Source organism: Streptomyces sp. DSM 116793 (genome assembly GCF_057320905.1).
In genome coordinates this window covers 940,682-967,519 of the sequence record NZ_CM170494.1, presented here as the reverse complement: position 1 = coordinate 967,519, position 26,838 = coordinate 940,682, and the positions used below count along the sequence as shown (strand labels likewise).

At 72.7% G+C, this 26,838-nt stretch carries 16 protein-coding genes and 1 pseudogene; 5 read left to right on the top strand and 12 right to left on the bottom strand.

The features are described from left to right. Positions 1 to 4: 4 nt before the first annotated feature. The 4 genes from ACSMXW_RS04140 (at position 5) to ACSMXW_RS04125 (ending at position 3,423) form a co-directional block, all read left to right on the top strand. Positions 5 to 1,048, top strand: a complete 1,044-nt coding sequence (locus ACSMXW_RS04140) for an ABC transporter ATP-binding protein (protein ID WP_485804106.1) — start codon at positions 5 to 7, stop codon at positions 1,046 to 1,048. Continuing rightward, the gene (locus tag ACSMXW_RS04135) at positions 1,045 to 1,851 is read left to right on the top strand and encodes an ABC transporter permease (protein WP_485804105.1); all 807 of its coding nucleotides are present in this window, start codon (positions 1,045 to 1,047) and stop codon (positions 1,849 to 1,851) included. Before ACSMXW_RS04140 ends, ACSMXW_RS04135 begins: the two co-directional genes overlap by 4 nt. Next, a complete protein-coding gene (locus tag ACSMXW_RS04130) occupies positions 1,851 to 2,504 on the top strand; it encodes an ABC transporter permease (protein WP_485804104.1) in 654 nt (217 codons plus the stop codon). The genes ACSMXW_RS04135 and ACSMXW_RS04130 overlap by 1 nt, the downstream gene beginning before the upstream one ends. Positions 2,505 to 2,643: 139 nt before the next feature. Further along, the gene (locus tag ACSMXW_RS04125; RefSeq protein WP_485804103.1) at positions 2,644 to 3,423 is read left to right on the top strand and encodes an SAM-dependent methyltransferase; all 780 of its coding nucleotides are present in this window, start codon (positions 2,644 to 2,646) and stop codon (positions 3,421 to 3,423) included. A 274-nt stretch (positions 3,424 to 3,697) separates the two neighbouring features. Here the strand turns inward: ACSMXW_RS04125 and ACSMXW_RS04120 are convergent, their stop codons facing one another. The 3 genes and pseudogenes from ACSMXW_RS04120 to ACSMXW_RS04110 form a co-directional block, all read right to left on the bottom strand. Continuing rightward, entirely contained in the window at positions 3,698 to 4,216 is a 519-nt protein-coding gene (locus ACSMXW_RS04120; RefSeq protein ID WP_485804102.1) for an inorganic diphosphatase, read from the bottom strand. A gap of 307 nt (positions 4,217 to 4,523) precedes the next feature. Beyond that, positions 4,524 to 5,036, bottom strand: a pseudogene (locus ACSMXW_RS04115) (SAM-dependent methyltransferase); the annotation flags it as partial. A 121-nt stretch (positions 5,037 to 5,157) separates the two neighbouring features. Continuing rightward, on the bottom strand, positions 5,158 to 8,454 hold the full coding sequence (locus ACSMXW_RS04110; protein WP_485804101.1) for a TIM-barrel domain-containing protein: 3,297 nt from the start codon (positions 8,452 to 8,454) through the stop codon (positions 5,158 to 5,160). Between the two features lie 352 nt (positions 8,455 to 8,806). Here ACSMXW_RS04110 and ACSMXW_RS04105 point away from each other — a divergent pair, with 352 nt between their 5' ends. Next, a complete protein-coding gene (locus ACSMXW_RS04105; RefSeq protein WP_485804100.1) occupies positions 8,807 to 10,018 on the top strand; it encodes a cysteine desulfurase family protein in 1,212 nt (403 codons plus the stop codon). Between the two features lie 109 nt (positions 10,019 to 10,127). On the opposite strand, the gene ACSMXW_RS04100 is transcribed toward ACSMXW_RS04105, so the two are convergent. The 9 genes from ACSMXW_RS04100 to ACSMXW_RS04060 form a co-directional block, all read right to left on the bottom strand. Then, on the bottom strand, positions 10,128 to 10,760 hold the full coding sequence (locus tag ACSMXW_RS04100; protein ID WP_485804099.1) for a helix-turn-helix transcriptional regulator: 633 nt from the start codon (positions 10,758 to 10,760) through the stop codon (positions 10,128 to 10,130). A 61-nt stretch (positions 10,761 to 10,821) separates the two neighbouring features. Next, complete coding sequence (locus ACSMXW_RS04095) at positions 10,822 to 11,709, bottom strand: TIGR03621 family F420-dependent LLM class oxidoreductase (protein WP_485804098.1); 888 nt, start codon at positions 11,707 to 11,709, stop codon at positions 10,822 to 10,824. After that, entirely contained in the window at positions 11,706 to 14,849 is a 3,144-nt protein-coding gene (locus ACSMXW_RS04090; protein WP_485804097.1) for a condensation domain-containing protein, read from the bottom strand. The genes ACSMXW_RS04095 and ACSMXW_RS04090 overlap by 4 nt, the downstream gene beginning before the upstream one ends. Positions 14,850 to 14,869: 20 nt before the next feature. Next, positions 14,870 to 16,459: an amino acid adenylation domain-containing protein gene (locus tag ACSMXW_RS04085; protein WP_485804096.1), complete on the bottom strand. Its 1,590-nt coding sequence runs from the start codon at positions 16,457 to 16,459 to the stop codon at positions 14,870 to 14,872. Further along, positions 16,456 to 16,650, bottom strand: coding sequence for an MbtH family protein (locus ACSMXW_RS04080; RefSeq protein WP_485804095.1), 195 nt, complete (start codon positions 16,648 to 16,650; stop codon positions 16,456 to 16,458). The genes ACSMXW_RS04085 and ACSMXW_RS04080 overlap by 4 nt, the downstream gene beginning before the upstream one ends. Then, positions 16,637 to 17,431 (bottom strand): thioesterase II family protein, encoded by a 795-nt coding sequence (locus ACSMXW_RS04075; RefSeq protein WP_485804094.1) that lies wholly within the window; start codon positions 17,429 to 17,431, stop codon positions 16,637 to 16,639. The genes ACSMXW_RS04080 and ACSMXW_RS04075 overlap by 14 nt, the downstream gene beginning before the upstream one ends. Continuing rightward, positions 17,428 to 20,571, bottom strand: coding sequence for an amino acid adenylation domain-containing protein (locus ACSMXW_RS04070; RefSeq protein ID WP_485804093.1), 3,144 nt, complete (start codon positions 20,569 to 20,571; stop codon positions 17,428 to 17,430). The genes ACSMXW_RS04075 and ACSMXW_RS04070 overlap by 4 nt, the downstream gene beginning before the upstream one ends. A 2-nt stretch (positions 20,572 to 20,573) precedes the next feature. Continuing rightward, the gene (locus ACSMXW_RS04065) at positions 20,574 to 26,465 is read right to left on the bottom strand and encodes a hybrid non-ribosomal peptide synthetase/type I polyketide synthase (protein ID WP_485804092.1); all 5,892 of its coding nucleotides are present in this window, start codon (positions 26,463 to 26,465) and stop codon (positions 20,574 to 20,576) included. Next, positions 26,462 to 26,770 (bottom strand): phosphopantetheine-binding protein, encoded by a 309-nt coding sequence (locus ACSMXW_RS04060; RefSeq protein ID WP_485804091.1) that lies wholly within the window; start codon positions 26,768 to 26,770, stop codon positions 26,462 to 26,464. Before ACSMXW_RS04060 ends, ACSMXW_RS04065 begins: the two co-directional genes overlap by 4 nt. Between the last annotated feature and the right edge of the window lie 68 nt (positions 26,771 to 26,838).

The following is a 26,838-nucleotide window of genomic DNA, read 5'->3' as shown; positions in this document are numbered from 1 at the left end:
CCCGATGAGCCAGGAAACCACCCCACCGAGAAGTCCGGCGGGCGAGCACGACAGCGCTGCCCCCGGCCCCGCCGAAGCGCAGGAGATCGTCTTCGACCGGGTCGTGAAGAACTACCGGGGCTCCGGGGCGCCGGCCGTCGACGAACTGTCGCTGACCGTCCCGGCGGGCGAGATCTGCGTCCTGCTCGGTCCGTCCGGCAGCGGCAAGACCACGGCCCTGATGATGGTCAACCGGCTGACCGACCTCACCGGCGGCGACATCAGGATCGGCGGCCGTTCCATCCTCGACATGGACCCGATCGCGCTGCGCCGCTCCATCGGCTACGTCATCCAGCAGGTCGGCCTCTTCCCGCACCTGTCCATAGCGGACAACGTCGCGACCGTGCCGAAGGTCCTCGGCTGGGACCGGGGGCGTACGAAGCAGCGCGTGGCCGAACTGCTCGACCTGGTGGGGCTGCCGGTCGCCGAGTACGGCAAGCGCTATCCGGCGCAGCTCTCCGGTGGCCAGCAGCAGCGCGTCGGCATCGCCCGTGCGCTGGCCGCCGACCCTCCGGTGATGCTGATGGACGAGCCGTTCGGCGCGCTGGACCCGATCACCCGGGAGCGGGTGCAGGACGAGTTCCTGGCGCTGCACGAGCGGATCAGGAAGACCGTCATCTTCGTCAGCCACGACATCGACGAGGCCGTGAAGATGGGCACGCGGATAGCCGTGCTCCGGGAGGGCGGGCGGCTCGCGCAGTACGACACCCCGCAGGCGCTGCTGAATGAGCCCGCCGACGAGTTCGTGGCCCGCTTCGTCGGCGCCGACCGGGGCCTGAAGCGGCTCACCCTGATCCGGCTGGCCGACCTGGAGCTGGCGGCGGAGGGCACTGCGGCGGCGGCCGCCGAGCCGTCCCGGCTGCCCTCGCTCTCCGGGGACGCGTCGCTGCGCTCGGCGCTCTCCCTGATGATCGCCGAGGGCACCGAGGCGCTGCGCGTGACGGGCCCGGACGGCCGCGTGCTGGGGACCGCGACCCTCGACGCCGTACGGAAGGCGGGCGCGGCATGAGCGCGGCGCTTCCGCTGGCCATGGGCTCCATGGGCTCCATGGGCGCCGTCAGTGCCGTCACCGCCGGGGCACCGGCGGGCGTCGGCTCCGCAGGGCCCGGCCATCCCGTCATCCCCGACTTCGGCGAGCCCAGCAGGTGCGTGGCCCAGGACGCCACCTTCTGCACCGACTGGTTCACCGCCCACTGGTCGACCCTCTTCTGGCCCGCGCTGGTACAGCACATCGAGCTGACGCTGGTCGCGGTCGTCATCGGCTTCGTCATCGCGATGACGGCCGCCGTCCTCGCGCACTTCCAGGGCCGGCTCGCCGCCCCGGTCTCCGCGGTGTCGTCGTTCCTCTACACCGTGCCGCCGCTCGCGCTCTTCCAACTGCTGGTGCCGGCCACCGGCTTCTCGGTGCTGACGGTGGAGGTGGCGCTCGTCGCGTACAGCCTCTACCTGCTCTTCACCACCATCCTCACCGGGCTGCGCGAGGTCCCCCAGGACGCCATCCGGGCCGCGCGGGGCATGGGGCTGACCCGGCGGCAGATCCTCTTCAGGGTGGAGATCCCGCTGGCGGTGCCCGCGATCATCTCGGGCCTGCGCGTGACGACGGTGATGACCATCGGCACGGTCGCCATCGCCGCCTACGTCATCGACGAGGGCCTGGGCTCGCTGATCCTCAAGGCGCTCCAGTCGCCGTTCAACACCCAGTTCGTCGGCGCCGGGGCGCTGGCGGTCGCGCTGGCGCTGGCCGCCGACGGCCTGCTGGTGCTCGGCGGCCGGCTGCTCACGCCGTGGTCGCACCGCAGGAGGACCGCGTGATGGACACCTTCGTCGGCTCGTTCACGTTCATGCGTGACCAACTGCCGCTGCTGTTGGACAAGACCGGCCAGCACCTGTGGATGTGCGGCCTGGTCATCGGCGTCTCGCTGGTCGTCGCGGTGCCCGCCGGGCTGTGGCTGGGGCACCTGCACCGCGGCGAGTTCCTGACCACCAGCATCTCCAACGTGGGCAGGGCGCTGCCCAGCCTCGCCGTCATCGCCATCGGCCTCGGCGTCATCGGCCTCAACTTCGCCAATATCGCCGTCGCGCTGCTGATCTGCGCGATCCCGCCGATCCTCAGCCAGGCGTACCTCGCCGTCGAGCAGGTCGACCAGAATCTGGTGCGTGCGGCGCGGGGGATGGGGCTGACCGCGTGGCAGGTCCTCGTGGGCGTCGAGCTTCCCCTCGCGCTGCCGTTGCTCTTCTCCGGCATCCGGATCGCGGTGGTGTACGTGATCTCCAGCGCCACCCTCGCGACCGTTGCGGGCGGCGGGGGACTGGGTGACATCGTGCTCGGCCAGGCCAACTACGGCTTGCAGGGCGTGATCGCCGCCGCGCTGTGGGTCGCCGCCCTCGCGCTGGTCGCCGACGGGCTGCTGGCGCTGGCCGGGCGGCTGCTGGTACCGCGCGGGCTCCGGGTGGCGCGGGGCTGACGCCGGTCCGCCGGGCGTCGGCACCCGCGGCGCGTCAGTGCTGAAGTGTCACGAAGACCGTTCAGGAGTCGCTTGCCCAACGGTTACCGTTCGGCCCACGGGGACTCACACGAGAGACGGACGAGACAGGATGTGGCACATGAGCGGGATAGACACCTCGCGTGCGCACTCGGCGCGGGTCTGGAACTACTGGCTCGGCGGGAAGGACTGGTACCTGGTCGACCGGGAGGTGGGAGAGCGCCTTTTAGGCGCTTATCCGGGGATTCGGCGGACCGCGCTGTTTCAACGGCAGTTCCTGGTCCGGGCGGTTCGTCACCTGGCGGGCGAAGCACGCATCCGCCAGTTCCTGGATCTGGGGACGGGGCTGCCGACGGCGGACAACACGCATGAGGTCGCCCAGCGGGTGGCGCCCGAGAGCCGCATCGTCTATGTCGACAACGATCCGCTGGTACTGGCGCACGCCCGCGCGCTGCTGACCAGCGCTCCCGAGGGCCGGACCGGGTACATCGACTGCGACGCGCGCGAGCCGGAGCGCATCCTCGAACAGGCGGCCGAGATCCTGGACCTCACCTCACCGGTGGCCGTGACCATGCTCGGCGTCCTCGGGCATATCCCCGATGAGGACCGGCCCGGCCGCATCGTGCGCCGACTCATGGACGCGCTTCCGCCGGGCAGCCATCTGGCGATCAGCGACGGAACCAACACCAACGTGACGCTCAACAGCGCCACGACCGACTACAACGACCATCTGGCCGGGAAGTACACCCTGCGCAGTCCGGAGCAGATCACCGCTTTCTTCGACGGCCTGGAGCTCTTGGATCCGGGGGTGGTCACCATCGAGAGCTGGCGTCCGGAACGCGCCCTCTCCGAGGAGGAAGGGCCGGTGGACGCGGTGTGCGGGATGGCCGTGAAGCCGTGAGCACGCACGGTGCGGGGAGAAGGGCGGTAGCCGCCGGACGATCGATCGGTCACCCACCGTCACTGGTGACGTCGCCGTCGCTCCGCGAACGCCGAACCCTCCGAAGCTCCGGGTGTACCGACCGAGAAGACGGCCGAACTCCTCAGCCATCGGTTCCGCACCCTGCGGTGGTCCTCATCGCCCGCGCGCATGCGCGGGCCGGCAGGGAAGGGGAGTTGCAGGCCGTACCCCGGTGGACCGGTTGCCCCACCCGGCCGGGCGCCGCCGGTGGCCGTCACGGACGGTGTCCGGCTTGTCCGGTCTGGGCCGCCCGCGCGCCGGCCCCGCGGAGTCGGGACTCCTCTATCTCCTTCAGGGCCTGCTCGCGGCCTTCCCAGTGCGAGCCCTCCACCGACTTTCCAGGTTCCAGCTCCTTGTACACCTCGAAGAAATGAGTGATCTCCAAGCGGTCGAAGTCAGCGACATCGGTGATGTTCTGTATCGCCGCGTACCGCGGATCGTGCGCCGGCACGCAGAGGATCTTCTCGTCGGGGCCCTGCTCGTCCCGCATCGCGAACATCCCGATCGCCCGGCATCGGATCATGCAGCCGGGAAACGTGGGCTCCTCGGTGAGGATCAGCGCGTCCAGAGGGTCGCCGTCGCGGCCGAGGGTGCCCTCGATGTAGCCGTAGTCGGCGGGATAGCGGGTGGCGGTGAACAGCATGCGGTCGAGGCGGATGCGGCCCGCCGCGTGGTCCATCTCGTACTTGTTGCGTGACCCCTGGGGGATCTCGACGGTGACCTCGAATTCCATGACGAACTCCCGGGGGAGGTGCGGCGGGCGTCGGTGACGCGGAGTGGTCGCCGCTCGACCGGTCAGGGCTGGAGATCATGATGCCTGTATGGTGCGTAGTACCCGGAATGCCGGAATCAAGGCGTACGCCCGGACTCCGGCATTCCGGTCATGGCCCTCCAACGCCGGGGGTGCGGCCGCCCGGACCGCAGCCCGGCCTGCTCGTGCCGCTCGCGTACGAGGCGGTGCCGGCGCAGGTGCCGCCCGCGTCCTGGGTGAGGCGGTGGTGCCGGCGGCTGCCATGCGCCACCCCTCGGTCGCCGTGCCGCTACCGCTTGACGCCCACTCCGCCCCAGAGGCTGACCTCCGCGTCCGTGGGCTCCCGGTACCCCTCGACGGCCCCCCTGGCCTCCGTGCGCCACCGGCGCACCACCTCGATGCCGGGCCCGACGAGGTCGAGGCCGTCGAAGAAGCGTGTGACCTCGTCCTCGCTGCGGACGCGGAAGGGCGTCCCGCTGTCGTAGCAGATCCGGACGATCTTGTCCCAGGTCTCCGGGGCGAAGTCCGCGGTGCAGTGCGAGACGGCCAGGACACTCCCCGAGGGGAGGGCGCCCAGCAGACGGCTCACGGTCTCGTACGGCTTCTGGGCGTCGGTGACGAAGTGCAGCAGGGCGTTGAGGGACAGCGCGACGGGCTTGGCCAGGTCCAGGACCTGCCCGAGCTGCGGGGCGTTCAGGATCGCGCCGGGGTCGTTGAAGTCCGCCTGGATGTAGGCCGTGCGGCCCTCGGGCGTACCCCGCAGCAGGGTCTGCGCGTATCTCAGCACCAGCGGATCGTGGTCGGGGCCCCTGGCGGCAGTGCGGGGCCCGCGCCGCCGCGGACCGGGTGAGTGTGTCCGGTGCGCGGCGGGCGCGGGCCCCGCGTTCAGGTGTTCCTGTGCCTCTCCTCCTGGTGGGTGACCGTCATTTCTCCTGGTAGGTGATGGTTACCGGGGCGTGGACGCTGTGGCGGGGCAGGGTGATGGTCAGCACCCCGGTGGCACTGTCCCAGTGGTACGCGTGCGGCGACAGGCGCACCCCGGTCGCCGTGACCTCGGTGGGCGCGTGCGTCCCCATGAGGGCGAGCGTCCACCGGCGGTCCCGCACCTGACCGGGGAAGGAGCCCTTCACCGCACTGATCGACACTGTGTGACGGGCACCGGTGTGCCGGTAACGGACGGTCGTCGTGGCGCTCCGGTTCTGCTGCGGGCCTGCCCCGTTGTCCTCGTAGAGGCTGAACGAGCCCTCGGCGCCGGTGGCGACGCTCAGCGTGACGTCGGTCAGGGGATTCCGGTCGTTGTCCGTGACGTCGTGGGTGCGCGTGGGCAGGATGCCGCCGGCCTTGACGAAGACCGGCATCGAGTCGAGGCCGGTGGTGACGTCCTGGGTGGTCCCGCCGGTGTAGGTCTTGCCGGTGAAGTAGTCCGTCCATCGGCCGGGCGGGAACCAGACCGAGGTCGTGGCGGAGTCGCCGGGCGTGGTCACGGGGGCCACGAGGACGTTCGGGCCGTAGAAGTACTCACTGCCGGCCGTCGCGTAGGCCTGCGCCTCGTCGGGATACTCCAGGTAGGTGGGCCGGACGATCGGCACACCGGTGCGGTTCGCCTCGGCGGCGAGCGTGTAGGTGTACGGCAGCAGGTTCTCGCGGAGATTGAGGAACGCGTCGGCCGACTTCCGTGCCGCGGTGCCGTACTGCCACGGCAGCCGGTCGCTGTGGTTGCTGTGCAGACGGTCGATCGGCTGGAAGGCGCCGAACTGGACCCAGCGGGCGTACAGGTCGTCCGGCAGCTTGTGCGTGGTGAGGGTCCGCCCGCCGTCGGTGTACGTCTCCGAACCGGTCAGGCCGGTCGTGTCGTTGTGGCCGCCGATGTCATGCGTGATGGCAGCCATTCCGGTCGCGGCGGACTCGCCCGGGGTGTACCCGACCTCCAGCTTCAGCGTGCCCCACGTGGAGGAGGTGTCGCCGGTGAAGTGGACGGTGGTGCGTTTGTCCGCCCACGGGCCGGTCGGCAGCGCCTGCTGGCCGCTGTACCCGCCGGCCTGCAACGAGCCGTAGGCGCGGGAGAGGACGAAGCCCCGGCCGAGGGTCTTGGCGGTGGCGGTGGCGTACTGCTGGTTGATCCACGCGTCCGGGCTCACGCCCGGCAGCGACGACTGCGACGCGTCGCAGCACCAGTCCAGCCACCAGAAGTCGTTGCCCTCCTGGTCCAGGGTCCGGTGCAGGTCCATGTACGCCTTCAGCTGGTCCGGGTCGCCGAAGTCGAACGTGTAGCAGTTGTCCTCCACCTCGGCGCCCGAGGCGCAGCCGCCCTTGTGCAGTTTGCCCTTCGCCGTGGCCTGCGCCTGGGCGAACTGGGGGTCGGACGCCAGGATGCTGGGGTGGACGTTGAGCGTGTTGTGCAGCCCCTGCGACGCGGACCAGTCGAAGAACCCCTTCGGATCGGGGAACTTCGCCGTGTCCATCTCCCAGCCGCTCCAGTCGTTGACGGCCTTGTAGTCCGTGTCCGTGACCAGGACGTCCAGTGGCACGCCCTCGGACCGGAAGGCCGGCATGATCCTGTTCTCGTAGTCCGCCGCGGTGCGGTCGATGTACTCCGAGTACCAGACACCGTAGGCCCACGAAGGCAGCAGTGCGGGTGGCCCGGTCAGGGTGGCCAGGTCCATGAGCCCCTGCTTGTAGTCATGCCCGTAGCCGAAGACGTAGCCGTCCTGGTAGGGCCGGCCACCGTGGCCGGGCCGCGGCGTGACCTTCTGCGCGGCGGTGTCGTACAGAGCCGACGGCGTGTCGTCGAGCAGGTACCAGCCGTCCCGGTTCAGCAGTCCGGGTGTCGTGACGGGGGCGTCGCCGTTGCCGGTCACGCCGTCCAGACCTCGGCGGTACCCTCCGAGCGCGATGTGCGGCGGGGGCGCCGCCTCGTTCGCGGCGGCCACGGAGACGGTGTCCGCGTTGACGTGGCAGCTCGCCGCGCCCGGGCAGTCGAGGGTGATGTCGTCTGATCCCGCCTTGAGGGTGACCGGAACCGATGCCGTCCGCCAGTCGTCCCAGTCCTTCGTCGCGGGGAACGACAACGTGCGGGTGGCACCGCCCGCGGTGACGGAGCCCTCGCGGGTCTGGTGGAGGCCGTCGCTGCCCGCGCCGTTGGCATAGCGCACCCGCAGCGTGTAGTCACCGTCGGCGGGCACGCCGACCACATGGGTGGTCAGGCTCGACCCCTGGCTGAGCTCGGCGACGAAGCCGCTGCCCGCGTATCCCTTGTGGTCGGTCGCGCTGACCGCCGTGCCGCCGATCCGTCCGTCCTCCGCCTCGCAGCTCACGCCGTAGCGGCAGTCGACGATCGCGGCCGTGGAGGCCGGGGGGTACGCGTCGCCCGGCCGGACGAGCGCGAGGCTGTCGACGTTGACGTCACCGGAGTCCGCGGCGGTCCGGGTGAGGGTGAGGGCGTGGTGGCCGGCGCCGAGCGCGACACTCGCCGTGGCGAGCTTCCAGGTGTCCCAGTCCGCCGTGGTCGGCAGGGTGACGGTCTGCGGATCCCCGCCGTCCACGGAGAGCGTCAGCGTACGGGTGGTGTTCTTGCCGTCGCCGCCCAGGGAGTTGGCGTACCGCATGGCGAACTGGTAGGTACCGGCCGTGCTGACATCGATGTCAGCGGATGCCGAGCTGCCTGTGCTCTCGAACCCCGCGGCAAAACCCGGTCCCGTGTGACCCTCGTGGTCGGAGCTTACGGAGACACCGTTGAGCAGCAGATCCTCGGCCTCGCACAACGCCCCGGGCGTGCAGGTCAGCCGCTGCCAGGGGGTGGCGGTCACCGGGGTGTCGCCGGCGTCCTGCTGCACGGTGAGGTTCTGCGCGTCGAACGGCCCGGAACCGACCCGGTAGCGCAGGGTCATCGCGCTGGTCCTGATGGTCAGCCAGCCGTCAGAGGTCCTGGCGCTGTAGGCGGCCGGTGTGAACCCGGCACGGCCGATCGCGTTGAACGTCGCGTCGTCGGTGAACTTCCGGTCACCCGCGTACTCGGTACGGATCAGCGTCGGCGAGAGGATCTCGAAGCGGGCGTCCCCCGAGGAGACGGTCGGGATGTGAGGGGCGGCGGCGTGGGAACCGCCGGCCGACGCTGGGCCGCCACCTGCCAGCGTCACGGCGGCGGCAGTGCTCAGAACGGCGGCGAGGCCGACCTGCCGCCGCAGGGATCTGGGCCACCGCCGTATGGATGGGCGTCTCATGGGCAACTCCGCTGTCAGGTCGGCCGGACGGCACGTACGTCCACGCCGCGCCGGCCGACGACCGCTGGGACCGAGGGGATCCGTTGCGGCCCGAACTCTTCCATCGTTGGAAATGTGCAGTTGGCATGACAGCACGTTCACAGGAGGATGTCCATAAGACGATGTTTTACGTGGTCGGTGCGGGGAGGCGGGTGCAGCGGCAGCCGGGGCGGCGGAGGGCCGGGTGGTTGCGGGGGCGGCGTTCGCGGCCGGGGCCCGGCCCGGAAGCCGCGTGTCGTCGCCGTGGGACGGGCGAGGCCTGGGAGCCTGTCCTCATGACGTGTTGCTTCCAGCGGTCCGGTGTGGCGGTGGCATGACCCACTGCCTGCCGTCGCATCCCGGGCTGACCGGTCCCGTGGTCTACCTGGACTACAACGCCACGACCCCCGTCGACCCGCGCGTCGCCGAGGCGATGCGGCCCCACCTGACCGACTTCTTCGGCAACCCCTCCAGCAGCCACCCGTACGGCGCCGCACCGCGGGCCGCGCTGGCCCGCGCCCGCGACCAGGTGGCCGCGCTGATCGGTGCCCGCCCGACGGAGATCGCTTTCACCGCTTCCGGTTCCGAGGCCGACCTGCTCGCCCTGCGCGGCGCGGTGCTGGCCTGCGGCAGGCCCCACCCGCATGTGATCACCCAGGCCACGGAGCACCCGGCCGTCCTCCAGACCTGCCGTGCGCTCGAGCGCCTGCACGGGGTGCGGGTGACGGTGCTACAGGTCGACGGCGAGGGCCTGCTCCACCCTTCCGCACTGGCCACCGCCCTCGATGAGGACACGGTGCTGGTGTCCGTGATGGCCGCCAACAACGAGACCGGCACCCTTCAGCCCATCACGGAACTCGCCGCCCTCGCCCACGCGCACGGGGCGCTGTTCCACTGCGACGCCGCCCAGGCCGCCGGAAAGATCCCCCTCGACGTCGAGGCCCTCGGCGTGGATCTCCTCACGGTGGCCGGGCACAAGATGTACGCCCCCAAAGGGACCGCCGCGCTGTACGTGCGCCGGGGCGTGGAGCTGGAACCGGTCGTCTACGGCGGCGGCCAGGAACGCGGCCTCAGGGCCGGCACCGAGAACACCGCGCTGGCCGTGGCGCTCGGTACCGCCGCCCGGCTGGCTGCCGACGACCTCGCCCGCGGTGAGCCCGCCCGTATCGCCGCGCTCCGCGACGACCTGCACCAGCGCCTGGCCGACGCCCTACCCGGCCGCGTCCACCTCAACGGCCCCGCCGAGCGGCGGCTGCCGAACACGCTGAACGTCAGCATCGACGACTCGTCCGGACCCGAGCTGCTCGCGGCCGCACCCGAGATCGCGGCCTCCACCGGCTCGGCCTGTCACAGCGGCACCCACACCCCCTCCCCGGTCCTGACCGCCATGGGCGTGGACCCCGGCCGGGCGCTGGGGGCGCTGCGACTGTCGCTGGGCCGCTGGACCACGGCCGGGGACATCGAGACGGCGGCGGCCGCGCTGACCGAGGCGGCGGCGTCGACCAAGGTGGCGGCCGTGCCGACCAAGGTGGCGGCCGTGCCCTGACGCGGGCCTGTCGGCCCGCGTCAGCGGCCGGGAACCAGCGTCTGCGGGGTCACCATCGCGGTCCCCCCGGCCGGGGACCGCGATGGGCACCCGCAAGGGGCCGGCGGGCCTACAGGGCGCCGGCCCGCAGGGCGTAGGCCACGGCGTGGGTGCGGTTGCTGAGACGCAGCCGGGTGACCACCTTGTGGACGATGCCCTTCACCGTCCGCTCCGAACACCCGAGTCGCGCTGCTGCTTCCTTGGTGCTGAGTCCGTCGGCGAGTAGTCGGAGTACCGCGACCTCACGTTCGGTGAGACCGGAGAAATCCAGGCCGTGCGGCGTGAGAACGGTGTCCCGGATGGTCTTGATCTGGCTGATCAGACTCTGCTGAACACTGTCGGCGGGCTGGGAGCGGCCCAGGGCGGTGGCGGCGACGGTCCGTACGATCCGGTCGAAGTTGGTCTGCGCTCTGTGCAGCAGGCTGACCAGGCCGCAGTCGATCGCCCGCAGCATGGTGTGCTCCGGGAAGTCGTTGGCGACGATGATCAGCGGAAGTCTTGCTCTCCGGTCTAACCGATTCGCACGTTCAACCCTGGTGAGCAGGTCACCTGTCACCATCGTTGCGAACATGAGCAGGACGTCCGCGGGCCGCTGTGTGTTCAGAGCCCGCGCCGCCACTTCCTGGTACGAAGACAGCCGCGCGATCGCGCCCTCACCCGTGATGGGATCGTCGGCGAGCACGGCTACGTCGATGGGTCTCATACTTTGTCATACGTGTCCGGACGGGCGAAGGTTAACTTTCGTGACCAAGCCCACACCGGTCTCACCGGCCCGACAGCAGACTCACGACCGGCGCGAAGTCCCGCATGGCCGACTCCTGCACGCAGACGAACGAGAAGCCGAACCGCTTCCGCCGCTCACGGAGCTGGGCGGCCATCTGCTCCGGGGTGCCGATCAGCACGGTGGGGATGTCCGCGACCTGTTCGGCCGTCAGGTGGGGCATTCGGCGTCGGAGCGACGCGGCAGCCCGCATCCGGTCGCCGGTCACCACCACCGTCTGCGCCAGGATGTTCCGCTCGACGCGGTCCGCGCGTCCCCCGGCAGCCTTCTCGAAGTACCGGACGCGTTCCTCGACGGCCTCGGCACCGAGCAGTTCGAGGGCGCCCCGGGTGGCGCCCGGCCTCAGCACGGCTGCGGAGAAGGAGACGATGTCGGCGTGGCGCCCGGCCAGCCGCAGCACACGGTCGCCGTTGGCCCCGATCATCAGCGGCGGCCGGACCGGCGGGTTCGGGTCGCCGAGCTCCCGGGGGTGGTCCAGGAGCCGGGAGAGCTCGGCGACCGTCTCCTCCAGGCGCCGCACCCGGTCGCCGGCCGTGCCCCATGCGACCCCGGCCTTCTCGAACTCGGACCGCACGTACCCGGTGCCGATGCCCACCTCCAGCCGGTGCCCCGTGAGCCGTGCCGTGGTCATGACCTCCCGGGCCAGCAGCACGGGGTTCCAGAAGGCGCTGTTGAGGACGGAGGTGGCCAGCCGCACCCGCTCGGTCACCGCGGCGGCGGCCATCAGCGCGGGGAACGGTGCCTGGCCGCCCAGATGGTCCGAGACGGTCAGGACGTCGTACCCGAGACGCTCGACGGCGCGGCACTTCTCGAGCCACGCCTGCCGTCCGTCCAGGGAGGTGAGGTTGACCCCGAAGCGGAAAGCGTTCATGAACCCTCCCGGTGGGCGGCGGCGCGGGTGTGGACGGAGGCGAACGAGGGCCCGAGGTCCAGGTCGGCCACAGCCACCGGCAGGTACTCCTCGAAGCGACCCAGCACCCCGGCGATCCCGCCACCCACCGCCTGTGCGTCCTGGGCGCTGATGCGGTCGCCACGGTAGGAGAGCGTTCCCCGTATTCCGCCCGGTGCCTCGGCGAAGGTGACGGTCATGGCGAACTTGCTGATCTCGGTGCCCTGGGCCACGAAGTCCACCGCCGTCAGCCGGGCGTCCCCCAGCTGGGCCGACCAGCGCGCCAGGCCGACGTTGTTGACCATGACATCGACGTATGGCGTGCTGCCGGGTGTCCGGGCCGGCCTCAGGCCCCGAACGACCTCCTCGAAGGGTGCGTCCTGGTGCTCGAAGGCTCCGATGACCTCCTGACGCACCCCCTGAAGCAGGTCGGCCAGGGTCGTGGCCGGAGTGCAGAGGGAGCGCAGCACAAGCGTGTTGAGGCAGGGGCCGATGACCTCGCCGTCCGGGAGGCCGCCGCGGTGGGCGACCGGAACACCATGGGTGAGGTCGCCCAGCCCGGTCCACCGGTGCAGTACCGCGGCGACCGCGGCGGCCTCGATCATGAACGTGGAGACCTTGTGCTGCACCTGCACCGGCAGCAGGGCCGCCGAGGTCCCGGGCGCCAGCGGCAGCACGACGCCGCTGTGCGGCACGGGGACCTCCGGGCGCGGCAGGCCCAGCGAGGCGGGCGCGCCCTCCAGCCGCCGGTGCCAGTAGGCGAGGTCGTCCGCCGCGTCCGAGCCCGCGCTCTGCGCGGCGACCAGGTCCCGGTACTGGTGCCGTGGTGGGGGCGGCGGCTGTGACGCGCCTGCCGCGGCCTCGTAGCAGCGCTCCAGGTCCCGCAGCAGGACCGTCACCGACTCGCCGTCGAGCACCAGGTGGTGCGCGCACAAGGAGAGCACCTGGCGCTCTTCCGCCACGGTGAACAGGCCCGCCCGCAGGAGCCTGCCACTGCGCGGATCCAGCCGCTCCGCAGTGGTGTCGGACCACTTGCGCAGCCACGGCTCCCGGTCCTCGCCGGTCAGCGCCGTCAGGTCCTCCTGGGCCACCGGCGGCGACCACGGCGCCATGACCTCCTGGAACAACCGGCCGTCGCGGTCCACGAAGCGGGTGCGCAGGATCTCGTGGCGCTCCGTCAGCAGGGCCAGCGCACGCCGCAGCACCCGCGGGTCCAACCGCCCGGCGACGTCCCAGAAGAGCGGCACATGGTAGCGGGCGTTGGCCGGGTCGAGGCGCTCGGCGAGCCAGATGCCCTCCTGGAAACGGGAGGCCGGGAACACCGGTCCCGCGGCGCGACCGGTAGGAGGGGGCGAGGCAGGGCCTCCGCCGACCGGGGCGTCCGCCTTCCGCCGCTCGACGACACCGGCCAGGTCACCGAGCACGGGATGCGTCAACAGATCGCGTACGGAGACGTCGGCACGCAGCCGGTCGGCGATCCTGGTCACCAGGGCGGCGGCCACCAGGGAGTGGCCGCCCAGCGCGAAGAAGGAGTCGCGGACCGTGACCTCCGGCACCCCGAGCACCTCGCGCCAGACCTCCGCAAGGGCGTCGACCGTGGCGGGCGCTGCCGCCACCGGTGGTCCGTCGGTCTCGGGACGAGCCTGCGCCGTCGCCGCCGCCGTCGCCGCCGTCGCCGCCGTCGCCGCCGTCGCCTCCGTCGCCTCCGTCGCCTCCTGTGCCGCCGTGGCGTGCGACTGCGTGGCAGCCGCACCCGCAACCGACGCTGACGGGAACCGCGCCAGGCTCTCGGCGAGCGGCCGGTACGGGTCGGCGACCATGTCCGCCACCACCGCCAGGTGATCGGCTGCGAGCGCGGCGACCAGTTCGGGGTCGATGGTGCGGCCGGGGTCCTGCCACACCAGTTGGGTACCGCCGCTGTCCTCCTGGAGCAGCACGTTCAGCCGGTAGTCGGAGGCGCTGGTCGCATCGACCAGGTCCAGCACGGCCCGCCTGCCGTCGTGGAGGAGCTCCAGGCCCCGTACGTCCGCCGCCGCCGCCCGGGTCGCGTTCCAGTAGGTCAGCACCACCTCGTGGGTCCGTGCCCGCGCCCCGGGGCCGAGCAGGTCGGCGGCGCGCAGGATGGCGGGCAGCGGCAGGTCTCCGTGGGCGATCCCGGCGCGCACGTCCGCGCGCAGTCGGCCGAGCAGCCGCTCGTAGGTGTCCTCGCCGCGCAGCCGCTGCCGGATCGGCAGGATGTTGGCGAACGAGCCGACGCTGCGGGCGTGGGCGGGGTCGGTCCGGCCGTGGTAGGGCGTGGAGATGATCAGGTCGTCGGCGCCGGTGCGGAGGTGGACCGCGACGAACAGGGCACCGAACATCACCGTGAAGTACGTGACGCCCAGCTGGCGGGCAACACGCCGGGCGCCCTCTTCCAGCTCCGGCGGGACCGGGCAGATCCACGGGCGGTACGGTCCCTCGCCGCGGTGGGCGGGCAGCGGGCGGGCCGGTGCGCCGGCCAGCGTCTTTCGCCAGAACGACCGGAGCGGCTCGCCCTCGGCGCCGGACGCCAGCTCCCACGAGTGCCGTGCGTAGGCGGCCAGCGGCGCCAGGTCCTGTGGCCCGCCCAGCGGCCGGCCGCGGTACGCCCTGCTCAGGTCGTCCAGCAGGAAGGGGGTGGAGACACCGTCCAGCACGAGGTGGTGGACGGCGAACACCACCGTGGTCTCCCGCTCACCGCGGACCACGTCGACCCGGGCCAGTGGACCGCGGTCCAGGTCGATGGGCCTCAGCCGGGCCTGCGTCACGGCCTCCGCGAACTCCTCGGCACCACCCTCCACGGTGCGCACGACGAAGGGCACCGCGGGCGCGTCGGCCCAGGTCAGTCGCGTACCGCCGGCGGTGTTGACGACCCGGCCGAGCAGCGTGGGATGGCGTCGGCACAGCTCGTCGACGGCCTCGCGCAGCCGCCCGGTGTCCAGGTCGCCGCGGACCGCGAAGGTCAACGGAAGGATGTGCTCCCATCGCTCGGGTGCGAGCTGCCAGGAGACCCACATCGCCTCCTGCACGGCGGACAGCGGTAGCTGTTCGGCGAGCGGTTCGCGCGCGGCCGGGCCGGAACCGCCCGTGACGGTGTCACTCATGTTCTCTCCGATACCTGGCGTCATTGCTCCCGCTCCGCGATGAGGGCGCGCCTGTCGGCCTTGCCGGAAGGGGTCAGCGGGAGGGAGGGCACGTGGACGTACCGGCCGGGCATCATGAAGGCCGGCAGCGCGGCTCTGCCGCGGGCGGCCAGCCGCGCGGCCACACCGTCCTCGGGTACGCCGGGGCGCAGCGAGTAGAAGGCCACCAGCATGCGTTCGCCGATACGGCTGGTGGTCGGGACCACCACGAGGTCCAGCACCCCCTCGGTGCCGCGCAGCACGTGCTCGATCTCGCCGGTCTCGATCCGGTACCCGTTGATCTTCACCTGGTCGTCCGCCCGTCCGGCGTACTCCAGCGTGCCGTCCGGCCGGAGAAGCACCAGGTCGCCGCTGCGGTAGTACCGCCGGGCCTGGCCATCGCCGTCGATGTCGAGGATCGGGTAGCGGGCGGCGCTCAGCTCGGGGCGGTTGAGGTAGCCGATGGCCAACTGCGGCCCCGCCTGGTGCAGTTCGCCGACCTCGCCGGGCCCCACCCGGCGGTCGTGCTCGTCCAGCACCGCCACGTCCACTCCGGCGAGCGGCACTCCGATGTTGAGCCCCGGATCCGGGTCCCCCGGCTTCCTCACGGCTGCCGGGTCGATGTCCTCGGGCAGCAGGCGGCGGTGGGTGGCCAGCACCGTGGTCTCCGTGATCCCGTACATGTTGACGAACTCCGTGGCCGTGCCGAGCGTCCGCCGCCAGTCCCGGACCGCCTCGATGTCCACCGGCTCGCCGCCGAAGACGACATACCGCAGCGCGAGGTCCGCACCGCCCTGCACACGGTCCGTCGCCGCCCGGGAGAGGTAGCGGAAGACCGAGGGCACCTGGTTGAGGACGGTGACGCGGTGCTCGGCCAGGAAGCCCAGCATCGCTTCGGGGGAGCGGGCCACGTCGCCCGGCACCACCGCGAGCCGTGCGCCGTGGCTGAGGGCTCCCCACATCTCCCAGACCGAGAAGTCGAAGCAGTAGGAGTGGAAGAGGGCCCAGACATCGTCCGCGTTCAGGTCGAAGACCCGGTCGCACCCGGCGAGCAGCGCCGTCACGTTGCCGTGCGAGACCAGCACGCCCTTGGGATCGCCGGACGAGCCGGAGGTGTAGATCACGTACGCGGGCATGTCCGGCGTGACCTCCACCGAAGCCGCGGGCTCCTCGCCGGGCCACAGCTCCTCATCGACCCAGACCACCTGCGCCTCGGGGAGCACCGGCGTGGGGTCCTGGTCGGCGACCACCAGGTCCAGCGCCGCGTCCCGGGCCATGTAACGGATCCGGTCGCGGGGGTAGTCGGGGTCCAGCGGGACGTAGGCGCATCCCGCCTTCAGGACCGCGAGGACGGACGTCACCACGTGCGCGCCGCGGCGCACGTGGAGTCCTATGCGGCTCCCCGGCGCGGGCCGGTGGCGCAGGAGCACGGCCGCCAGCCGGGACGACCGCTCGTCGAGTTCGCGGTAGGTGAGGGTCTGGCGGCCGTAGGTGACGGCCGGTGCGTGCGGAGTGCGTGCCGCCTGCCGCTGGAACAGCCGGTGCAGGCAGGCGTCCGCCGGGCCGCTCGTGGTTTCCGCCGCGCCGTTCACGACCGCACGCTCTTCGGCCGCATGTCGGTCCACAGGTCCTCGATCGCCGACAGGCACTCGGACTTCGGCCCGGACACCCCCGCCGGCTCCCAGCCCGCCGGGATGTCGCGGTCGTCGGGCCAGATGGAGAACTGGTCCTCGTCGTTGCGCACCACGATGTAGCGCCGCAGGTTGTCGTCATCCTCGAACACGGTGCGATTCCCTTTCCCCGGCCGCCTGATCGGGCCGGATGTGACCCAGCAGCGTGCCGGTCAGGTCCGAGAACATGGCCGTGCCGCCGGGTTCGTTGTGGAAGAAGTGGCCACCGGGCACGATCCGCAGCCGGAACTCCCGAGTGGTGTGGACCCGCCAGGCCTCCAGGTCGGCGGGGGAGACGACGGCGTCGGCGCTCCCGCCGAACACGCTGATCGGAACGTCGAGCGGCGGCCGTTCGCGGTATTCGTACGTGTGGTCAAGCTCGAAGTCGGCGCGCAGCGCGGGCACCACGAGCCGCCGGATGTCCGTGTCGGCCAGCGCCTCCGCGGGTGTCCCGCCGAGCTCGTCGACCAGCCGCAACAGGTCCTCCTCGGGCAGCAGGTGGTGCGCGAGCCGCGCGCTCCCCAGGGCCGGTGCCTTGTGCGCCGCCACGATCAGCGCGGCCGGCGGGACGTCCGCCGACCGGCACAGCCGGTCGGCGACCTCGAAGGCGATGAGGGCGCCGAGGCTGTGGCCGAAGAGCACGACCGGCCGCCCGGATTCGGCCGCGACCGCCCCGGCCAGGGCGTCGGCCAGCGGTGCCATGCGGGTGAACGGCGCCTCGCGGTGCCGGGCGCCCCGGCCGGGCGGCTGCACCGCGCACACCTCCACCGAGGTGGGCAGCAGGGCCGACCACGGGTGGAACATGGCGGCCGAGCAGCCGGCCCCGGGTACGCAGACCAGGCGCACCGGCGCGTGCGGACGCGGCGGGAAGCGCAGCAGCCACCGGTCGTTCACGGTTCCTCCCGCAGTGGTGCCGTGCCCGCCCGGCGCAGATGCGCGGCGAGGTCGGCGATGGTGGGATGACGGAAGACATCGCCGACGGTCAGCCGCAGCCCGGCCTCCCGCGCACGGTGCATCACCTGGATGCTCTTCAGGGAGTCCCCGCCGATGTCGAAGAAGTCCTCCGCGACGCCGGTCGACTCCCTGGCCAGCACCTGCGACCAGATGTCCGCGAGCAGCCGTTCGACGGCGTCCCGGGGAGCCGTGCGGACCGCCGCGGGAGCGTCCGCGGGTGCGGGGAGGGCGCTCAGGTCCACCTTGCCGCTGGACCCGAGAGGCAGACGGGGCAGGACGACGAACCGGGACGGCACCATGTAGTCCGGCAGCCGCTCCCGCAGCAGCCCCCGGACCGCCGTGACCAGGGCATCCGGGTCGTCGCCGCCGCGCGCCACCAGGTAACCGGTGAGTCCGGAGCCGTCGGCCTTGACGACGGCGTCGCGGACGCCTGGGTGGCCGCGCAGCGTGTTCTCGATCTCCCCGGGCTCGATGCGATAGCCCCGGACCTTCAGCTGGTGGTCGTTGCGTCCCAGGTAGTCGATGGTGCCGTCGGGCCGCCACCGCACCAGGTCACCGGTGCGGTACAGGCGGCTGCCCGGCCGGTTCGCGTACGGGTGCGGCACGAACCGGTCGGCGGTCAGGGCGGGCCGGCCCAGATAGCCGCGGGCCAGGGCGACCCCGCCGAGGTACAGCTCGCCGGTCACCCCCACCGGCACGGGGTGCAGTTCGGAGTCGAGGATCAGCGTCTCCACGCCCGCGATGGGCCGGCCGATGGGCACCCGGGGGTCATCCGAGGGACCGCACTCCCATTGCGTCACCTCGATCGACGCCTCCGTCGGCCCGTACAGGTTGAACAGCCGCACGGCAAGCCGCTCCAGCAGACGGTCCCGCAGCGGTCCCGGCAGCGCCTGGCCGCTGCACAGCACCCGTCGCAACGAGGCGCAGCGGTCCAGATCGGGTTGGCCCAGGAAGCCCTCCAGCATGGGCGGCACGAAGTGGACCGTGGTGACCGCCTCCCGCTCGATGAGGTCGACCAGATAGGCCGGGTCGCGGTGTCCGCCCGGCGCGGCGACCACCAGGGCGGCCCCCACCGTCAGCGGCCACAGCAGTTCCCACACGGACACGTCGAACGTGTAGGGGGTCTTGTGCATGACGCGGTCGGCCTGCGTCAGGTGGTGGGACTGCCGCATGCAGCCGATCCGATTGGCCAGGCCCCGGTGCGGGACCCCGGTCGCCTTCGGCTCCCCGGTGGACCCGGACGTGTAGATGACATAGGCCAGCTGCTCCGGCAGCACGGACCCGCACGTCATCGCCGCACCCGAGCGCGCCGCGGCGTCCTGAGGGAGGTCGTCCACCAGGACCACCGGGACGCCCGCGCCGACCAGCGCGGGAGCCGTGGCACGGGTGGCCAGCACGTGGGAGGCGCCTGAGGCGCGGACCAGGCGCGCCAGCCGGGCCGGCGGGTCGTCGGGGGAGAGCGGCAGGTACGCGCTCCTGGCCGCGAGCACCCCGACCACCGAGGTGACCAGTTCCATGCCCCGCTCCAGGCACAGGGCCACCACCGTCTCGGGCCCCGCGCCCCGGGCGGTCAGCAGGCGGGCCAGCGTACCGGCTCGTCCGACCAGCCGGGCGTACGTCAGCCGCTCGCCCTCGAAGACCACCGCGGTCGCCTCCGGCGTACGACGTGCCTGACGGTCGATCAGCTCGTGCACCGGGCACTCCCAGGGGTGGGCGCTGCCGCCGTGGCTCCACTCGTGCAGGATCCGGTCGCGCTCCTCCTTCCCGTCGGGACGGAACCGGGACAACCGGGTCTCCGGCGCCTGAAGGGCGGCCTCCAGGACTCGCAGGTACTGTCCGGCGAGGCGTGTCGCGGACTCGGCGTCGAACAGCTCCGTCCGGTAGTGCCACGCGCACTCGGCGCCCCGGTGCCGCGGCTGGATCTCCAGCCACAGATCGGTGAAGACGGTGGAGGGGGTGACCGGGAAGATCTCCGCCCGCAGCTCGTGGAACGCCGGGGCCTCGGCTGGCTGCTGGAGTGCGAACATCGTCTGGAACAGCGGGTCGTGACTGGTGGCCCGCCCGGGCACCAGCTCCTTGACGATCCGCTCCAGGGGAACGTCCTGGTGCGCGAAGGCGTCGGCGGAGGTGCGCCGGACGCGACGGAGCAGTTCGGTGAAGGAAGGGTCCCCGGACAGGTCGACCCGCAGCGGCAGGGTGTTGACGAACATGCCGACGAGCGGTTTGAGCTCGGGATCGGTACGGCCCGCGCTCGGGCAGCCGATCACCATGTCGTACGCCCCGGACAGCCGGGACAGCAGCACGGCGTATGCCGACAGCAGCACCATGAACGGAGTCACTCGCCGCCGCCGCGCCAGAGCGCGGACCTCCTCCCACAGCCCCTCGTCCAGCGGGGTGCGGTACGTCGCGCCCTCGAACCCCTGGACCGCGGGCCTGGTGTGCGTGGTGGGCAGCTCCAGCAGCGCGGGCGCCCCGGCCAGCCGCTCACTCCAGTGGCCGAGGGAGGTGCGCAGACGTTCGCCGGCCGCCGCGCCGCGCTCCCGTGCGGCGTGATCGGCGAACCGCAGCCGCAGCGGTGGCAGGTCCGCGGCGCGGCCTTGGCGGTGCGCCGTGTAGAGGGCGGCCAGCTCGTCCAGCAGCAGGCCCATCGACCAGCCGTCGCAGACGCTGTGGTGGCCCACCACGCTCAGGACGTGGTCGACGTCGCCGAGCTTCAGCAGCCTGGTGCGGATCAGGGGCCCGGCCGCGAGGTCGAAGACCCGCGCGGTCTCCCGGTCCACGGCCGCCTGTGCCCGCGGCAAACGCTCCCGCGGTCCTTCGCCGCTCAGGTCCGTCACCGGCAGGTCGACGGCGAGCGCGGCGGCGATCCGCTGGTACGGCTCGCCGTCCACCGTCGTGAACGTGGTGCGCAGTGCCTCGTGGCGGGCCACGACGTCATCCAGCGCGCGGCGCAGCGCGACCATGTCCAGTGGGCCTCGCAGCCGCAGCGCCGTGACCACGTTGTAAGCGGCGTTGCCGGAGCCCCTCTGGTCCAGGAACCACAGCCTGCGCTGGGCCAGGGAGGCCGGTGCGGTGCGCACGGTCACGACTGGCCCCCGGTACCGCTCGGGGCGTCCGTGGCGTCGGCGGCGGCCTGGTAGCCCTCGATCACCCGCGCGAGGCCGCTGACGGTCGGCTCGTCGAGTACGTCCTCGAGGGTCAGTCCCACGTCGAAGGCCTTCTCCGCGAGCGAGACCAGCTCCACGGCGGCCAGCGAGTCTCCGCCGTACTCGAAGAAGTCGGCGTCCGACACGTCCTCGGCAATGCCCAGCACCTGCTGGAACAGCAGCCGCAGGGTCGGCTCCACCTCTCGCGCCGGGGCGCCGCCGGGCACATCCGAGGCCCCGGCCTCGGCAGGCGCGGTGCGGGGCGCGGGCCGCGCCAGGTGCTCGCTCCGCTCGAACGGGTACGTGGGCAGCGGCACACGGCGGCGGGTCGTGCCTTCGTGCAGCCGCCGCCAGTCGATCCGTACGCCCGCCCGCCACAGCCGTCCCACCGCGTCCAGCAGTGCGGGCAGTTCGCTGCCGGCGCCGGTCCCCTCGGCGTGCAGGCAGTCCACCACCTCGCCCGTGTCCGCGGCATCGCGCGGCCCGGCGGGCCCGACCCGCAGCAGCAGCCGTCCCGGCTCATCGCGCAGACCCGCCGCCCGGTCGTCCGGCGCCGCCGCACCCGCGCCTGCTCCCGCCCGGGCCACCGCCAGCGCGAGACCGTCGGCGAGCGGCAGCCCACCGCGGACGCACTCCGCGATCAGCGCGCCGGTGCCGTCGCCGAACGCCGCTGCGGGCACCACGCCCCAGTCCATCAGCAGCCGCGCCAGCGCGTACCGCGCGGTGAAGGACTCGGCTGCCGCCGCCTGCGGACCGCCCGACACCCCGGTGGAGACCGCACGGCAGGCCTCGGCGGCAGCCTGGAACGCGGGGAAGGCGTCGAAGGCGCGAGCCCAGACGGCGTCCCCGGCGCCGGTGTCCGGGAACCGGAAGACGACCGACGGTTCACCGGCGGGCGGCACATCGACGTCGTGTTCCGTCGCGGAGGACAGGGCTTCAAGGGCGTCCGCCCGGTCGGTGCACACGGCGTACCGACGGAAGGAGAAGGCGTGCCGGCCACGTTGCAGGGTGTACGCGACGTCGTCGAGCGACAGTCCGGGATGGCGCCGCAGATGGCCGGCCAGGTCCGCGGTCATGCCGTCCAGCGCTGCCCGGGACCTGGCAGAGAGCACGAGCAGGACCGCGGACGCGGCGGGCGACGCCGGCGCCGGCTCGGGCGCCTCCTCCAGCACCGCGTGGGCGTTGGTGCCGCCGATGCCGAAGGAGCTGACCCCCGCCCGCCTCGGCAGGCGGCCGGTGTCCCATGCGCGGCTCTCGGTGTGCACGGCGAACGGGCCGGCCGCGAAGTCGATCCGCGGGTTCGGGGCCGTGTAGTGCAGGGTGGGGGGAAGCGTTCGGTGCTCCAGCGCGAGCACCGTCTTGATCAGCCCGGCCACGCCCGCGGCCGTGTCGGTGTGGCCGATGTTCGTCTTGACCGAGCCCAGCGCCACCGTGCCGGGGGAGGTGTCGCCGTCGGCGAAGGCCTGTGCCAGCGCGGTCACCTCGATGGGGTCGCCGACAGGTGTGCCCGTGCCGTGCGCCTCGACGTAGCTGACGGACTCGCTCGGCACGTCGGCGGCCAGCAGCGCGGCGCGGATCACCGCGGCCTGCCCGCGCACCCCTGGCGCGGTGTAACCGGCCCGGTGGCGGCCGTCGTTGTTCACCGCGGAGCCGCGGATCACCGCGTGCACGTGGTCGCCGTCGTCGAGCGCGTCCTGAAGGCGCCGCAGCACGACGATCCCGGCGCCGTCGCCCGCCACGATGCCGCGGGCGTCCGCGGAGAAGGTGCGGCAGCGGCCGTCGGGCGACATGGTGCCGCCCTCGCGGTGCCAGTAGCCGGTGCGGGGCACCCGCAGGGTGACACCGCCGGCCAGTGCCATGTCGCACTCCCCGGCCAGCAGTGCCCGGCTCGCCTCGTGCACGGCGACCAGCGAGGTCGAGCACGCCGTCTGCACGGCGACGCTGGGGCCGGTCAGACCGAGGGCGTAGCTCACCCGGGTGACGAGGTGTTCGGGCTCGTTGGCGAGGCTCAGGGCCAGCTCGTCCACTCCCGGGAACCGCTCCGCTAGCGACTGCACCAGGGCGGCGTAGCCGTTCCGCCCGGCCCCGGCGTACAGGCCCACCACGCCCGGCGCCTCGCTCGGGTCGTACCCGGCCCGCTCCAGCGCCTCCCAGGCCAGTTCGAGGAAGACCCGGTGCTGCGGATTCAGCAGAACCGCGTCCCGGGCGGTGACGCCGAAGAAGTCCGCGTCGAAGTCTCCGATGCCGTCCACCACGCCGTGTGCCGGGACGTAGTGCGGATCGCGCAGCAGGTCCGGGTCCTCGCCCCAGGACGCCAACTCCCCACCCGGGATGTCGCGGATCGAGTCGGTCCCGGTCACCATGTTCTGCCAGAACGCCTCCGGCGTCGCCGCGCCGGGGAAGCGGCAGGCCATCCCGATGACGGCCATGTGTGTGTCGATGTCGGTGTCCGTCATGTCTCCAGCCCTTCTGGAAGGGGTCGTGGGCGCCCCGGACCGCCGCCGCGCGGCCTGGCCGCGCTCCGCCACGAGCCGGGCCGGGCCGCGGCGGCGCCGCTCCGCGGCCGCGCCGGTGTCGTCAGGGCGGTCGTCCACCCGCCCGCCCAGGTGCCGGGCCAGAGCCGCGATGGTCGGGTGCTCGTAGAGCCTTGCGATCGTCACCGGACGCCCGAGCTCCCGGGCGAGCCGGTCACCGACCGTCGCCAGCAGCAGCGAATGGCCACCGACGTCGAAGAAGTTGTCGTCCGGGCCGAAGGAGTCGTGGCCTAGGGCGCCCGACCAGACCCGGGCGATCAGCTCCCGCACGGGGTCCGTGAAGGCCGAGCGGCCGGAGGGCGGCGGCACGAGCGCGACCGCGCCGGCGGCCACGGCCCCGCGGTCCACCTTGCCGTTGGCGTTCAACGGCAGCGCGGTCAGTACGGAGTACCGGTGGGGACGCATGTACCCGGGCAGCGAACGGGCCGCGTACGCCTGGAGTTCGGCGGGGTCAGGGGCGGATGCGCCGTTCGTGAGCACCAGGTAGGCGGCCAGCCCCGAGCCGTCGGGGGTGACCACGGCGTCGCGGACGCCGGGGTGGCCGCGCAGCGTGTTCTCGATCTCCCCGGGTTCGATGCGGAAACCGCGGATCTTGAGCTGGTGGTCGTTGCGGCCCACGAAGTCCAGCGTGCCGTCGGCGCGCCAGCGCACAAGGTCGCCGGTGCGGTAGAGGCGGGCTCCGGGCGCCGAGCCGTACGGGTGGGGCACGAAGCGGTCGGCGGTGAGGGCGGGCCGGCCCAGATAGCCGCGGGCCAGGGCCGCACCGCCGAGGTACAGCTCCCCGGTGACCCCGGCCGGCACGGGGTGGAGTTCCGTGTCCAGGACGTACGCCTCCACCCCCGCGACGGGACGGCCGATCGCGGGTGCCTGGTCACCGCCGTGGACGGTGCCCGAGGTCGCCACGACGGTGCACTCGGTGGGGCCGTAGTTGTTCACCAGGCGGAAGGGCAGCGGCCGAGCCGGGGCGTGCAGCCGGTCGCCGCCGGTCAGCACCGAGCGCGGCGCGGCTCCGGGCGGCCACCGCTGCTCCAGGACGCGCTCCAGGAGAGGCGTCGGCAGGAAGGCGCTGGTGACCTGACGTTCGGCCAGCCAGCCGCACAACACGCCCGGCGAGAGGAGGGTTTCGGCCGGCGGGACCTCCAGCGTCGCCCCCGCCGCGAGCGCCGACCAGATCTCCCAGACGGAAGCGTCGAAGCCGGGGGCGGCGACCATCGTCGTACGGTCGCCCGGTCCGATCCCGAACTCCCGCTGGTGCCATGCCACCAGGCCCGACAGCGCGCGATGCTCGACCATGACCCCCTTCGGGCGGCCGGTCGAGCCCGAGGTGTACACCACGTAGGCCAGGTCCGCCGGATCCGGTCGGGCGGACAGGGGCTGCCGACCGCCGTCCCCCCGGATGCCGTCCAGAGTGCGGACCGGCCGACCGCCGTCCGCGGGGAGCGCCTCCCGGTCGGTCAGGACCAGCAGCGGCTCCGCCTCGGCGAGGATGGCCCCCAGCCGTGCGGGCGGCTGCGCGGGATCGAGGGGTAGGTAGGCGGCACCCGACTTCACGATGCCGAGCTGTGCGGTCACGAGGTCCACGCCCCGCGGCAGCAGGGTCGCCACGAGCGCCCCGGGCCCGGCCCCGGCGGCCCGCAGACCGGCGGCGACCTCGTCGGCGGTGCGTTCCAGCTCGCCGTACGACACGGCCCGTTCCGGGGTCCGCACCGCCACCGCGGAGGGGTGCGACCCGGCGTTCCGTGACACCAGCTGGTCCACCCGCTCCGGCTCGGGCCCGGCAGCCGAAGCGCCGGCGGCGGACGCGGAGCCGGACCAGGTCGCCAGCAGGGTCCGCCGTTCCGCCGCCCCGAGCAGGGGGAGCCGCGAGACGGGGGTGTCCGGTGCGGCCAGAGCGGCGGTCACCAGCCGGACGTACCGCTCACCCGCCAGCTCCGCGGTGCGGGCGTCGTAGACATCGGTCCGGTAGTCCACCCACGCCTGAGGCCGCTGCCGGTCCCAGACCACGCGCAGCGTGAGGTCGAACGCGGGGGCCGGCGCCGGGAGCGGCAGTGCGCAGGTCTCGAGGTCCCCGAGGGCGGGCTCCTCGGCCGGCGGTTCCTGGTAGGTGAAGGCGCTCTGGAACAGCGGGTGCAGGGCGGGTGAGCGCTGCGGCCGTACTTCCTCCACCAGCGTCTGGAAGGGCAGTTCCTGGTGCTCCTGGCCGTCCAGCAGGGTGTCCCGCACCTGCCGCAGCAGTTCGGCGAAGGTGGTGCCCGCCCGAAGCCGGACCCGCAGCGGCAGCATGGTGGCGAACAGTCCGACGACGCGCTCGACCCCCAGAGAGGTCCGCCCACTGGCCGGCACCCCGATGACGACGTCGTCCGCCGACGACATCCGGGCGAGCAGTGCCGCATAGGCGCTGAGCAGGACGACCAAGCGGGTGACGCGGTACCGGGACCCGACCGCGTCGGCCTGCTCCACCAGCGTCCGGGGCAGCGGGACGAGGTGGCTTGCTCCCTTGCCGCTCGGCGCCTGCGGCGGCGACAGAGGACTCGGCAACGACGACCGGGGTGGGGCTCCGGCGAGCTGCCGCCGCCAGTAGGCCAGTGCCTCGTCGCGGCCCGGGCCCCCGAGGCGGTCGGCCTCCCCGGCGGCCCAGTCCTGGTACTGGCACCCCGGCGGGGGGAGCGGGTCCGGCAGCCCCCCGACGGCCGCTTCGTAGAGGGCGGACAGCTCCTCGTCGATCAGCCCCATGGACCATCCGTCGGTGACGATGTGGTGGAAGGCCAGGACCAGGGCGTGGTCGTCGTCCGCCCGGCGCACCAGACGGGCCCGGAAGACCGGCCCGTTCACCAGGTCGAACGGGGCCAGCGCCGCCCGCGCCACCTCGTCGTCCAGCGCCGGTCCGCGCGCCGCCTCCGGCAGGTCGCGGAGGTCCCGCACGGTGAGGGGCACCGGCTCGGCCGGGCCGATCCGCATGACGGGGAGCCCGCCGGACAGCGGGAAGGTGGCACGCAGCACCGCGTGCCGCCGGGCAAGGCCGCTCACCGCCCGCTCCAGGGCACCCGCATCCAGCCGGCCGCGCAGTCTGACGGCCTTCGGCACGTTGTACTCGTTGCTGCTCGGGCGCAGTTGCCACAGGAACCACAGTCGTTGCTGGGCGGACGAGAGCCGCGACGACGAGAAGGCCGGCTCGGCGCCGTGCGAGGGTGAACCGTGCGACGGCGAACCGTGCGACGGCACGGTGTCCCGCTGCGGGCGGTCCGGCAACGGCCCGTGCGGGAGCCGGCCCTCCTCAAGCGCGTCCCCGTTCACGGCCGAGGGCTCCCCTCGATGTCCCGGCCGCGTGCCGAGGCGTCGCCGGCAGGCGTCACGAACTCCGCGAGTTCGGCCACGGTCGGCCTTTCGAAGAACTCGGCCAGCGTCACCTCGACGCGCAGATCCCTCCGCATACGGGAAATCACCTGTGATGCCGCCAGCGAATGACCGCCGAGTTCGAAGAAATCGTCGTCGGCGGCGACAGGATTGATACGCAGGACTTCTTCCCATATCGCAGTGATCGTTCGCTGTGTTTCCGAGCGTGATACGACTGGGTCCGTCGGGTCGTTCCGGGAAACCATCCTCACAAGCTCCCTCGCTGTCCGGGGCGTGGGTATGCACCGCCAGGCGTGGTGTGACGGGCTGTGCC